The sequence below is a fragment of the Pantoea sp. X-Soil-ISGK-275 genome (genome assembly GCF_059730795.1).
Map to the genome: position 1 here is coordinate 2,025,840 of NZ_AP035976.1, position 12,219 is coordinate 2,038,058.

The following is a 12,219-nucleotide window of genomic DNA, read 5'->3' on the forward strand; positions in this document are numbered from 1 at the left end:
TCGGCCATTTTTGTCCCTGTGGCGACCTAATATACTGCGCTCTGTAGATAATCCGCATTCAGAGAACAATATGAGTGATAAACATCTTTTTCAGAGCGGGACACTGAACCGGCTGGCGCTGAAAAATCGCATCATGGTGGCGCCCATGACACGCATCTCCGCCAGCGTCGACGGCATACCGGGCGAGCGTATGCAGCACTATTATCAGCGCTTCGTGCGCGGCGGCTTTAGCGCCATCATCACCGAAGGCATCTATATCGATGAAGCCTGGTCACAAACCTATGCGTTTCAGGCCGGGCTGATTAACGCTAAACAGAGCGCCGGCTGGCGCGCAATCACCGATCGGGTGCATCAGCATGGCGGCAAAATCATTGCGCAGTTGATGCATGCCGGGGCGATATCGCAGGGCAACATCTATCGACCGGATACGCTCGCGCCCTCAGCCATCCAGCCGCGCGGAGAACAGCTCGGTTTCTATCACGGTCATGGCGCCTATCCGCTGCCGCGAGAAATGGATGAAGAGCAGATCCAGCAGGTGATCGACAGCTTTGCGCATACGGCGGCGCGGGCAATTGGCGAAGCGGGTTTTGATGGCATCGAAATTCATGGCGCAAACGGCTATCTGCTTGACCAGTTCTTCACCGATTACACCAATCAGCGCAGCGATCGCTGGGGCGGCGATATCGTGGCACGTTTATCTCTGACGCTGGCGGTGATCGCCGCAGTGCGCCAGCGCGTAGGGCATGATGTTACGCTGGGAATTCGCCTCTCGCAGGGCAAAGTGAATGATTTCCAGCACAAATGGCGTGAAGGCGAAGCGGGCGCGCGTCAGGTTTTCGCCGCGATCGCTCAGGCCGGCGTGGATTATCTGCATCTGACAGAATATGACGCGCTGCAACCGGCGTTTGCCGATTCGCCGCTGTCGCTTGTACAAATTGCGCGTCAGGCGGCACCGAATTTGCCGATTATCGCCAATGGTGCGTTAAGTGATGCCAGCACGGCGGCGCAGGCGCTGGAGCAGGGCGCGGATTATGTGTCGATTGGCAAAAGCGCACTGGCGAATCCCGACTGGCCGATGCGGATTCGTGATGCTGTGGAGCTGCGCGTCTTTGATAAAAATCTGCTAGCGCCGTCTGCGGATGTGAAAAACTGCGAGTTGGTTTGAGCATAATCGCGTGAATCGGTCGCCATTTATGGCGACCATTCGGTTATTGTGCAAAGGCCCACGTCAATTTGCCGTCATCGGAGACCAGCTTTTCCAGCTTCTTCAAGTTCACTTTCTTGCGTGCGCCTAGTCGATCCGCCGTCAGCGGGCCGCTATCGCTGTGCGCAATCACCGTGTCTTTCGGCACGCTGGTCATCTTCTCAGCGATGGTTTCGATCGCTTTGGCGTAACCACTGCGGTTATTGAGGTCAAAGTTCTTCAGCGGGAGCTGCGTTTCCAGCCATTTGCCCCAATAGAATTCGAGGAACGGCGGCGGGTTCTGCTCTTTATCAAAACCAATGTCGCGCACGAAATAGACCAGCGAGCGATATTCATCATTCTGCATATGCTGGCGGCCCAGTTCTTTCGGCAGCGCATCCGGTTGGATTTTGCCTGATGGCGTGTCCAGCCACACCAGATGTGCCGCTTCCATTTTTTGCCAGAAGGCGGACATGGTTTTCAGTCTGCGGAAGTCATTAGTAATGCGTACCTGCACCGGTGTGTTAAGACCGGCGATATCAGCGAAATTACTGAAAGTATGATGACCATCGGTGAGGTAAAGCACGTTATCCGGTGCAATCACCGCCGTTTTCATCGGGCCAGGTTCGCTGCCGACCGGCGCTTTACAGCGGAAGCTGCTGGGCTGCGAGAGACGTGATTGACTATCAAATTTATCGACGCCTTTCTGCCCCATGCTTTCGCAATAATCATCAAACAGCTTTTTCGGTTCGGCTTCATAACGATGCTGTTTGTAATCCAGCTGACGATAACCAATCGCGGCCTGCGTCGGATGGAGCTGCGCTAACTGCACTTGCACAATATCACCGGCTTTAATGTCGGCGGGCAGCGCGGCGGATGCCTGTCCGGCTGACCACAACAGCGCCAGTATTGACCACGGTGTTCTCATTCCCTTTCCTCCAATCGCCCATAGCAGATGCGCACAATAGCATTTCTGTCATCTTGTCGCTGTAGCGTGATGGCTCGCGGTTGCCCAGTTGCAACCGGTTATCCAGACATCTGACCACACGGAGCTTTGATTATGGCACTCGCTGCTGTGCAACCGGCAAAACTGCAACACACCGTTATCGATCCCAGCGTGCGTATGCGCGAAACCCAGATTGGCGCGCAATGTGAAGTGCTGGCCGAAACCTATATCGAATACAGCGAACTCGGCGATTTCTCCTATCTCGGTGAGCACTGCTGTGTCGCCGATGCGCAGATTGGACGCTTTACCGCCATTGCCAATCATGTGCGGATTGGCGCGCCCAATCATCCGATGGATCGCGCTTCGCAGCACCGTTTCACCTACTGCCCGGAATACTACGATGAGCAGGCGGAACGCGATAATGGCTTCTTTGCCGAGCGACGCGCCGATCGCGTGATTATTGGTAATGACGTGTGGATTGGGCATGGCGTGATCGTGCTGCCGGGCGTCACGGTGGGGGATGGCGCGGTGCTGGCGGCCGGTGCGGTGGTGACGAAAGATGTACCGCCTTACACCATTGTCGGTGGCGTGCCAGCCAAAGTGATCCGTGCGCGTTTCGCTGCGGATATTGCCGCTCAACTGCAGGCAATTGCCTGGTGGAACTGGCCGCTGGAGAAATTGATGGCGAATCTGGCGGATTTCCAATCATCCGATCTCCGCGCCTTCTGCCAGCGACACGGCAGCTAAGCGCGCTGTAAGCACCCTTGTTGACGCAGCTATCGCAAGCAATCTCAAAACACCCTGTTTTGCGAATGCTTGCGATGTGGATTAGACCGGCGGATGCACTACCATTGCCGACAGCACCGCTTCCTGTTGCAGTCCGACATGCAGCAAAATCTGCTGGCGATAATGCTCATCGGCGTCACGCGCATCGTCGCTGAGCAACACGCCCACTTCATTGACGTTCTTGCCAGCCACCTGCACCTTGTCACGCGCGGCACTGCGCATCCATTCGTACTCGATATCAATGTGGCCGGTATCAATACAGCGAACGCCATGCTGGCTGAGATCGTAAGCCAGCACCGTTGCGGTTGGGCCGAGCGACATCAGCACCATATCGTAATCGCGTGCGTGCGCCAGGACGGCGCTGTAGAGATCGTTGTAGACCGAGAAGGCATTGCGATTGAGCGTGGTGATGCGCTTAATCTCCCGCGCGCCATCAAGCAGATCGTTACCGATGCCGAGACGCGTGCCGCTGCCTTCGACAATTAATATCTTTTTGTCGCTGAACAGTTGCCGGAATTTATTAAAAACGCGAGCAGCCTGCTGCTTATCCTTATAGTCATGATAGGGACGCGTAACAGAGGTATTACCGTAGCGATAATCTTTCTTTAATAACGCTTCATAATGGCGGAAATAGAACGCTTTATGAAAAAACCAGAATAGGGCCGAACCAAAACGCATATTTGAGGTGCCGCGAAAGGCATCCGGCATACATAATAAGCAGGGATTCTTCGGCTGGCTTCCGCGACGTAATATCTCTTTAAGGCGAATAGAGAGACGTTCATCGAAAGATTGAAAACCGATATTCTTGAACAAGGTCATTTCCAGTTCGCCATCGCCATAGCGGCTTACGGAGAGCTTGTCGTTGTTGAGCAGCAGGTCAATGGTTTGCTCAGGCGACATCACCGGATATTGCCGGGCACGCGCATTGGCAACGGGAAATTTAAAAGCAGCGTGTGTGAGTTTAAAAGGAAAACGTAATTTACGATAAAAGAAATCTGCGCTAATCATCATAACCTTCTTTTTATGGCGGACTTGCCGCAGAGCATTTATGTGATTTATATCACGCTCAATCGAGGATAACAGGCTGAGGAAACTCTCAAAAATATATTTAGGTATAATCGCTAATCAATTTAAAAATTCTTAAACAAAGACTGCGGAAATGAAAGTGTAATAAAAATGCGCTTATCCGCGCTGCTGCGAAAATCGTTGCCAGGAATAATCGCAGCGGTACTTTTATGATCTATTAAGTTATTTCAATTAATGTCTAACTGTGAAAGCGATTTTCCGGCTTTACTAAGCCTAAACGATCGCGCAGCGTGCCCGCCTGATAGCCGCTGCGGAAGACGCCTGTGTTCTTCTAACGTAGAAGTCACAAAAACGCGCAGCATGACCATATTCCGTTATCAAAAAATGCGAATTTTCCTCACTAATGATTAATTCTCTCAACGAAAATGAAACGTGATTTCAGTCACACATTGAACGAGGCGCTAGCTGGCAGCCATTAGCCAAACTACATTCATTAGCGGAGCTAACGACACACCTCGCAACGGGTTTTTACTAAACGGTAACGTACGTTAAAGTTCTGTTGATTTTATGTGGGGTTATTTTTGAGGTTTTTCGATGAAAATGGTTGAGGGATTAGCATGGTTAACAAACTAACCAGTATCGTGCTCGCGATTCTGGCGATTGCCTTGCTGTACATGGGCGGCAAGCTGTTAATGCTGGGCGGCAGCGCCTTCTATGCGCTGATGGCGGTGGGCTTACTCATTACCGCAATTTTACTGTTCCGCAACCAGCGCAGCGCGCTGGCGCTGTATGCGGTGCTGATGTGGATTACGCTCGCCTGGATTATCTGGGAAGTGGGCTTTGATAAATGGCAGTGGATCCCACGCGGTGACCTGTTCGGTGTGATCGGCCTGTGGCTGGCGATGCCGTGGGTGGTGAAACCGCTGTATCGCGGCGAACGCCGTTTCCACGGCTTCCTCGGCGGCACCGTGATTATCATGATTGTGGTGGTGATTGGTCTGTGCTTCTACGATCCGATTCCGCAGCAAGGCACCATCAGCAATGCCCGCGAACAGAACAGCGAGCAGGGCGCCGCTAACGACTGGACCGCGTACGGTGGTTCGTCTGACGGCCTGCGTTTCTCATCGCTGAATCAGATCAGCAAAGAGAACGTCAAAAACCTCGAAGTTGCCTGGACATATCACACTGGCGATCTGCGTCAGGATGCGGATGCCAGCGAATACACCTTCGAAGCCACGCCGCTGAAAGCCAACGGCATGCTGTACTTCTGTACGCCGCATAATGAAGTGCACGCGCTTGATCCGGAAACCGGCGCGGTGAAGTGGAAATTCACGCCGAACAAAGATCGCTCTTACCTGCAGCAGCATCAGACCTGTCGCGGCGTAAGCTACTACCAAGAAACCCCGGTTGCCGCGCAGGATAGCGCAGCGAATCCGGCTATCTGCCGTAAGCGTATCTTTAACGCCACCACCGATGCGCAGCTGATTGCGCTGGATGCCGATACCGGTAAACCGTGTGCTGATTTCGGTCAGAACGGTGTGGTTGACCTGCACGCCAACATGGGTGAAGTGCGTCCCCATGCGCTGATGCAAACCGCAGCACCGCTGGTCGCGGGCAAGCTGGTGATCGTTGGCGGTTCCGTGATGGATAACGGCTTCAACAGCGGCAACCCGTCAGGCGTGATTCGTGCGTACGACGTGCAAAGCGGTCGTCTGGTGTGGAACTTTGATCCGGCCAACCCGCAAAACACCGCACCCATCGCTGCCGGTCAAAACTACCCGCAGGACACGCCAGTAGCGTGGGGCACGCTGAGTGCTGACCTGAAAAACGGTTTAGTCTATGTGCCGTTTGGTAACGCTTCACCGGATGAAGTGGGCATTGAGCGCGATCCGAACAGCAACACCGAGAAGTTCCGCGATGCGCTGGTGGCGCTGGATTTGCAAACCGGTGCGTTCAAATGGCGCTATCAGAGTTCCAACCACGATCTGTGGGACCGCGATAATCCGTCACAGCCTTCGCTGGTGGACATCGATTATCAGGGCCAGAAGCAGCCTGTGGTGATCCTGCCGACCAAAACCGGCAACCTGTTTGTGCTGAACCGTCTTACCGGCCAGCCGGTGTATCCGGTAAACCAGGTGAAGGTCTCCACTGAAGGTGGCGTCGCGGGTGAGAAATTTGCCGCAACCCAGCCGGTTTCCAGCCTGAACTTCATCCCGCAACCGTTGACTGAGAAGTCAATGTGGGGCATCACGCCGTTTGACCAGATGTCATGCCGCATGGATTTCCGTAGCCTGCGCTATGACGGCAATCCGTGGACGCCAGCGACCGAAAGTGGTTCGCTGATCTTCCCGGGCAACATTGGTGTGTTCAACTGGGGTTCTGTTGCCGTCGATCCGCAGCGTCAAATGCTGATTGCCGCGCCAGTGCGTCTGGCTTACAAATACAACCTGATTAAACGCAGCGAGCAGACCGCTACCGAGCGCCTTTTCACCAAAGATGGCACACCGTACTGGAACGAAAACTTCCACGGTGATTATGCTATTCATATCCAGCAGTTGGCCTCTGGCCTGGGTATTCCGTGCGTTGCGCCACCTTGGGGCCGCATGGTGGGCGTGGATCTGAAGACCGGTAAAACCGAATGGCTGCGTCGCGTGGGTGTGACCAAAAACCTGAAGACCAGCTTCCTGCCTGGCCGCTTCCCAATCGGTTTCCCGATGGGCATGGTGGCGCACGGTGGTCCATTGCTGACCGCAGGTGATTTGGTGTTCCACGGTGCAACGGCGGATAACTTCTTCCGTGCCTACGACAGCACCACCGGCGAACTGCTGTGGCAAACCGAGTTGAGTGCCGGTGCGCAAGCCACGCCGTCGACCTTTATGGGCAAAGACGGTAAGCAGTACGTGGTGATTGCTGCAGGCGGTCACGGTTCACTCGGCACCCAGGCGGGTGATAGCGTGGTGGCATTCCGTTTGAAGTAATCGCAGTTAAATTGAACAAGGCGCCCAATGTGGCGCCTTTTTTGTTTTCATCGGGTTATATTGAGCCTCTGTGCGAGACGCCACTGATAAGGAATTGTATGACCATCGCCTGCCTGCATACCGCCGCCAGCAATATCGCTATTTTCGATGAGGCCGCACAATCATTGGGCATGAGCCACGGCTCACTGAGTCATATTGTGATGCCACATTTGCTGGCGGAAGCCGAGCTGACCGGTGGCATGACTGCGCCGCAGCAGCACAAGCTGGAACAGTTGTTACACAGCCTGACGCCGTGGTTCGACGCGATTCTGATTACCTGCTCGACGCTGGGTCCGGTCGCCGATGATTTTAGCGCTAAAGGGCATGATTGCCCGGTGTACCGCACCGATCGCATGCTGGCCGATGCGGTGCACCGTTTGCCGGGAAAATCGCTGGTGCTGTGTGCGGCAGAATCCACGCTGGCGGCAACGCGCGCGCTGTTTTGCCCAGCGACGCTAGCGGTTGAACAGCATCCTGTTGTGCAGCTGATTCCTGGCGCATGGGCGGCGTTTAAAGCGGGCCAGCAGGAGGCGTATCTGCAAATGATTGCGCAAGCGGTGGCAGACGGGAAACAGCAGGGCGCAGATCATGTGGCGCTGGCCCAGGTTTCCATGGCGGCGGCGTCCAGGCTGTTTAGCGCCGGTAGTCAGCCATTAACCAGCCCGCAGCTGGCGTTAAAGGTGGTACGTGATTTTTCGTAGGGTGCGCATGCATGACCGTGCATCAGGTTAACGTTTACTCTCATGCAAATAATAATCATTTGCATTAGTGGTTATAACTCATTATCGTTAGCAACACTTTGTAACCTATCGCGATTTAACCACTATGAATCCTCAATCAAAGAGGACGCTTTTCTGCTGCCGCTTTTCAGGATCGCTCTTTTCATTTTCCTGACATACGCCCACATCTGCGATTTGGTAGACTTAAATCTGAGAATGAACGTTCACTACAGGATTATTCATGAAGAATTTTCAGCGCACGGCCATCGCCGGGCTGGTGTTATTGCTCGCCGCCTGTGACCAGAACAGCGCCCCGCCAGCGGGCGAGATGACCACCGAAGTCGGCGTGAAAACGCTGCATACCGAGCCGGTGACGCTCGATAGCCAGCTCACCGGACGTGTGGTGGGCAGCATGGTGTCGGAAGTGCGTCCGCAGGTGGACGGCATCATCCAGAAGCGCCTGTTTACCGAAGGCGATGAAGTCAAAGCCGGCCAGGTGCTGTATCAAATCGATGCGGCTAGCTATCAGGCCAGTTACGATCAGGCCGTTGCGCAGTTGAAAAATGCGCAGGCGTTAGTCAAAAGCAGCCAATTAAAATCTGCGCGTTACAGCGCGCTGGTGAAAGAGAATGGCGTGTCGCGTCAGGATGCCGACGATGCGCTGGCAACCTATCAACAGAACGTGGCGTCGGTCGATCAATATCGTGCCGCCGTCGAAAGCGCCCGCATCAACCTCAACTACACGCAAATCAAAGCGCCGATTTCTGGCCGCATCGGCATCTCCTCTGTTACGCCGGGCGCGCTGGTGACGTCCGCGCAAACCACCGCGCTGGCGACCATTCGCGCGCTTGATCCCATCTATGTCGATCTCACCCAATCCAGCGTGCAATTGCTGAAACTAAAGCGTCAGCAGGCTTCTCTCCAGCAGAGCAGCGATGTGGTGCCGGTGACGGTAAAACTGGAAGACGGCAGCAACTATGATCATCCTGGCAAGCTGGAGCTGACCGAAGTGGCAGTTGATGAAGCCACCGGAACCGTTACGCTGCGCGCGATTTTCCCCAATCCGCAGCATGAGTTGTTGCCGGGCATGTATGTGCGTGCCAACGTCACCAACGGGGTTAAAAACGATGCGATTCTGGCCCCGCAGCAGGGCATCACGCGCGATGTCAAAGGCAACGCCACGGCGCTGGTGGTGGATAAAGAGAACAAAGTGCAGAGCCGGGAAGTGGTGACCGATCGGGTTATCGGCAACACCTGGCTGGTGACCAGCGGTTTGAACAGCGGCGACAAGCTGATTGTTGAAGGCACCGCCAAAGTACAGGCCGGAATGACGGTGAAAGCGGTTGAAGTGACGCCGAACACCGCCAGCAGCGGAGGCCAATAATTATGTTGGCTCAGTTCTTTATCCGCCGCCCGGTATTCGCGTGGGTGATCGCCATCTGCATCATGATGTTCGGCGTGCTCAGCATTAAAAGTCTGCCGATTGCGCAGTATCCCGACGTCGCGCCGCCGCAGATCAGTATTCAGGCCACTTACACCGGCGCGTCGGCGGAAACGCTGGAAAGCAGCGTCACGCAGGTGATCGAGCAGCAGCTCACCGGCCTCGACGGCTTGCTCTATTTCGATTCCACCAGCACCGCCTCAACCGGTCAGGTAAAAATCAACGTCACTTTCCAGCAGGGCACCGATCCGGACATTGCGCAGGTGCAGGTGCAGAACAAAGTGCAGCAGGCCGAAAGCCGCTTGCCGACGTCCGTTACCACGCAAGGCGTGACGGTGGAGAAGGCGCAAAGCGACTTCCTGCTGATTCTGGCGCTGTACGATAAAACCAACCAAAGCACCTCGGCCGATGTGGCGGACTACATGGTCAGCAACATGGAAGACTCGCTGGCGCGCGTGCCGGGCGTCGGCAGCGTGCAGGTGTTTGGTGCCGAATACGCCATGCGCATCTGGCTCGATCCCGCCAAACTCGCCTCCTATTCGCTGATGCCATCCGATGTCACAACCGCGCTGGAGAGCCAGAATACCCAGGTTTCATCGGGTCAGTTAGGCGCGCAACCGGCCAGCAAAGAGCAGCAACTGGTGGCGACCGTGCGCTCGCGTTCGCGCCTGCAAACGCCGGAACAGTTCCGCAATATCGTGCTGAAAAGCCAAAGCGATGGCTCGGTGGTGCATTTGAGCGATGTGGCACGCGTAGAAATGGGTGATGAGGATTACAGCGCTAACGTGCTGGCCAACGGTCATCCGGCTTCGGGGATTGCGGTGCAGCTGGCGTCCGGTGCCAATGCGCTGTCAACCGCCGAACAGGTGAAAGCCACCATCGACGAGTTCCGCAGCAGCATGCCGGCGGGCTATGAAGTGGCGTATCCACTCGACAGCACCGACTTCGTGAAAATCTCGATCGAAGAGGTGGTGAAAACCCTGATTGAGGCGGTGATTCTGGTGGTGATCGTGATGTTTGTGTTCCTGCAGAACATCCGCACCACGCTGATTCCGGCGATTGCCGTGCCAGTGGTGTTGCTCGGAACCTTTGGCGTGCTGTCGCTGTTTGGCTACTCGATCAACACCTTAACCATGTTCGGCATGGTGCTCGCCATCGGGCTATTAGTGGACGATGCGATCGTAGTGGTGGAGAACGTCGAGCGCGTGATGCGCGAAGAGGGTTTACCGCCGCGTCAGGCCACCGAGAAATCGATGAAAGAGATCACCGGCGCGTTGATTGGTATCGCGCTGGTGCTGTCGGCGGTGTTCCTGCCGATGACCTTCTTCAGCGGCTCGACCGGCGTTATCTATCGTCAGTTCTCCATCACCATTGTTTCATCGATGGTGCTGTCGGTGATCGTGGCACTCACGCTAACGCCAGCGCTGTGCGCCACGCTGCTCAAACCGCATAACGAAGAAGGCGGCCAAAAGGGCTTTTTCGGCTGGTTTAATCGCAGCTACGAGCGCGTGCAGGCGCGTTATCACAACGGCGTGGGTCATGTGCTGCACCGTTCGGTGCGCTATCTGCTGCTCTACGCGGTGCTGCTGATCGGTTGCGCGGTGCTGTATATGCGTTTGCCGACCGGCTTCCTGCCGACTGAGGATCAGGGCTATATCATGGTGCAATACCAGCTGGCACCGGGCGCGACGGAAAACCGCACCAGCGCGGTTCGTCGTCAGGTGCAGGAATACTTCGCCACCAAAGAAAAAGACAACGTCAACGTCAGCATGCTGGTGAATGGCTTCAGTTTTGCCGGCAGCGGCCAGAACGCCGGGATTGGCTTTATCTCGCTGAAGAACTGGAGCGAGCGTAAAGGTGCTGAAAACAGTGCCGATGCGATTGCCGCGCGTGCCATGGCGAGCCTGGCCAGCATTCGTGATGCGCAGATCTTCGTGCTGTCGCCGCCGTCGGTGTCCGGTTTAGGGCAGTCAGACGGATTCACCTTCGAACTGCAGGCGCGCGGCACCACCGGGCGCGACCAGCTACTGAAGATGCGTAATCAGCTGATTGCTGAAGCTAATCAGGATCCGCTGCTCAGCGCGGTGCGTGCCAACACTTTGCCGGATTTACCGCAGCTGCAGGTCAATATCGACGATGAAAAAGCGCAGTCGCTGGGCCTCACCATCAGCGATATCAATGATACGCTCAGTGCGGCGATTGGCGGCAGCTACATCAATGACTTCACCGATCGTGGCCGAGTGAAAAAGGTTTACATGCAGGGCGATCAGCAGTTCCGCAGCAAGCCGGAAGATATCGATCACTGGTACGTGCGCGGCAGCGATAGCAACAGCAATACACCCATGGTGCCGTTTGCGTCGTTTGCCTCGTCAGAATGGGCGTACGGCCCGGATGTGCTGTCACGTTATAACGGCCTCGCGTCCTATGAAATCGAAGGTTCGGCGGCGGCAGGCAAGAGTTCCGGGGACGCGATCGGCGCGATGGAAAAACTGGCGGCGAAGCTGCCGGCGGGCACCACCTTTGCGTGGAGCGGTTTGTCCTATCAGGAAAAACTCTCCGGCAACCAGGCGATGTCGCTGTATGGCATCTCGCTGATTGTGGTGTTTCTGTGCCTGGCGGCGTTGTATGAAAGTTGGTCGGTGCCGTTCTCGGTGATGATGGTGGTGCCGCTCGGCGTGATCGGTTCGTTGCTGGCGATCAGCCTGCGCGGACTGGAAAACGACGTCTATTTCCAGGTGGCGCTGTTAACCATCATTGGTTTGTCGGCGAAGAACGCGATTCTGATCGTAGAGTTCGCCGAAGACAATTACCGCAAAGGGGAAAACCTGATGAAGGCGGCGACGCACGCGGCATCGATGCGTCTGCGTCCGATCATCATGACCTCGCTGGCGTTTACCGCTGGCGTGCTGCCGCTGGCGATTTCCACCGGCGCAGGCGCCAACAGCCGTATTGCAATTGGTACCGGCATTATAGGCGGCACGCTGACCGCTACCTTGTTGGCGATCTTCTTTGTTCCGCTGTTCTTTGTTCTGGTGCGTCGCGTCTTCCCGGCGATTCCGCATGACGATAATCATCAATCTGTGGCGAAAGCGGGGAAATAA

The 12,219-nt window shown here is 55.6% G+C and carries 8 protein-coding genes; 6 read left to right on the forward strand and 2 right to left on the reverse strand.

The genetic code is table 11. The features are described 5' to 3' along the window. The first annotated feature begins 70 nt into the window (after window positions 1-70). Window positions 71-1,165 (forward strand): oxidoreductase, encoded by a 1,095-nt coding sequence (locus tag AC6I8A_RS09460; protein WP_497818367.1) that lies wholly within the window; start codon window positions 71-73, stop codon window positions 1,163-1,165. A gap of 43 nt (window positions 1,166-1,208) precedes the next feature. Here AC6I8A_RS09460 and AC6I8A_RS09465 read toward each other — a convergent pair whose 3' ends face one another. Further along, window positions 1,209-2,111: a ParB/Srx family N-terminal domain-containing protein gene (locus tag AC6I8A_RS09465; protein ID WP_256696408.1), complete on the reverse strand. Its 903-nt coding sequence runs from the start codon at window positions 2,109-2,111 to the stop codon at window positions 1,209-1,211. 132 nt (window positions 2,112-2,243) lie between these two features. Between AC6I8A_RS09465 and AC6I8A_RS09470 the strand changes: the two genes are divergently transcribed. Continuing rightward, entirely contained in the window at window positions 2,244-2,876 is a 633-nt protein-coding gene (locus AC6I8A_RS09470; RefSeq protein ID WP_497818368.1) for a DapH/DapD/GlmU-related protein, read from the forward strand. 81 nt (window positions 2,877-2,957) lie between these two features. Here the strand turns inward: AC6I8A_RS09470 and AC6I8A_RS09475 are convergent, their stop codons facing one another. Further along, window positions 2,958-3,923 carry a GT-D fold domain-containing glycosyltransferase gene (locus AC6I8A_RS09475; RefSeq protein ID WP_497818942.1) on the reverse strand — a complete coding sequence of 322 codons (966 nt, stop codon included), beginning with the start codon at window positions 3,921-3,923 and terminating at the stop codon, window positions 2,958-2,960. 635 nt (window positions 3,924-4,558) lie between these two features. Between AC6I8A_RS09475 and AC6I8A_RS09480 the strand changes: the two genes are divergently transcribed. From AC6I8A_RS09480 to AC6I8A_RS09495, 4 genes are all read left to right on the forward strand, one after another. Further along, complete coding sequence (locus tag AC6I8A_RS09480; RefSeq protein ID WP_497818369.1) at window positions 4,559-6,919, forward strand: membrane-bound PQQ-dependent dehydrogenase, glucose/quinate/shikimate family; 2,361 nt, start codon at window positions 4,559-4,561, stop codon at window positions 6,917-6,919. 98 nt (window positions 6,920-7,017) lie between these two features. Beyond that, on the forward strand, window positions 7,018-7,659 hold the full coding sequence (locus AC6I8A_RS09485) for an aspartate/glutamate racemase family protein (protein ID WP_497818370.1): 642 nt from the start codon (window positions 7,018-7,020) through the stop codon (window positions 7,657-7,659). 259 nt (window positions 7,660-7,918) lie between these two features. Then, entirely contained in the window at window positions 7,919-9,061 is a 1,143-nt protein-coding gene (locus AC6I8A_RS09490; RefSeq protein ID WP_293794610.1) for an efflux RND transporter periplasmic adaptor subunit, read from the forward strand. Window positions 9,062-9,063: 2 nt separating this feature from the next. Beyond that, on the forward strand, window positions 9,064-12,219 hold the full coding sequence (locus tag AC6I8A_RS09495; RefSeq protein WP_497818371.1) for an efflux RND transporter permease subunit: 3,156 nt from the start codon (window positions 9,064-9,066) through the stop codon (window positions 12,217-12,219).

Excerpts from the sequence above, each read along its gene's own strand:
- AC6I8A_RS09460 (WP_497818367.1), top strand. The coding sequence starts at position 71 with ATGAGTGATAAACATCTTTTTCAGAGCGGGACACTGAACCGGCTGGCG.
- AC6I8A_RS09465 (WP_256696408.1), bottom strand. The coding sequence starts at position 2,111 with ATGAGAACACCGTGGTCAATACTGGCGCTGTTGTGGTCAGCCGGACAG.
- AC6I8A_RS09470 (WP_497818368.1), top strand. The coding sequence starts at position 2,244 with ATGGCACTCGCTGCTGTGCAACCGGCAAAACTGCAACACACCGTTATC.
- AC6I8A_RS09475 (WP_497818942.1), bottom strand. The coding sequence starts at position 3,923 with ATGATTAGCGCAGATTTCTTTTATCGTAAATTACGTTTTCCTTTTAAA.
- AC6I8A_RS09480 (WP_497818369.1), top strand. The coding sequence starts at position 4,559 with ATGGTTAACAAACTAACCAGTATCGTGCTCGCGATTCTGGCGATTGCC.
- AC6I8A_RS09485 (WP_497818370.1), top strand. The coding sequence starts at position 7,018 with ATGACCATCGCCTGCCTGCATACCGCCGCCAGCAATATCGCTATTTTC.
- AC6I8A_RS09490 (WP_293794610.1), top strand. The coding sequence starts at position 7,919 with ATGAAGAATTTTCAGCGCACGGCCATCGCCGGGCTGGTGTTATTGCTC.
- AC6I8A_RS09495 (WP_497818371.1), top strand. The coding sequence starts at position 9,064 with ATGTTGGCTCAGTTCTTTATCCGCCGCCCGGTATTCGCGTGGGTGATC.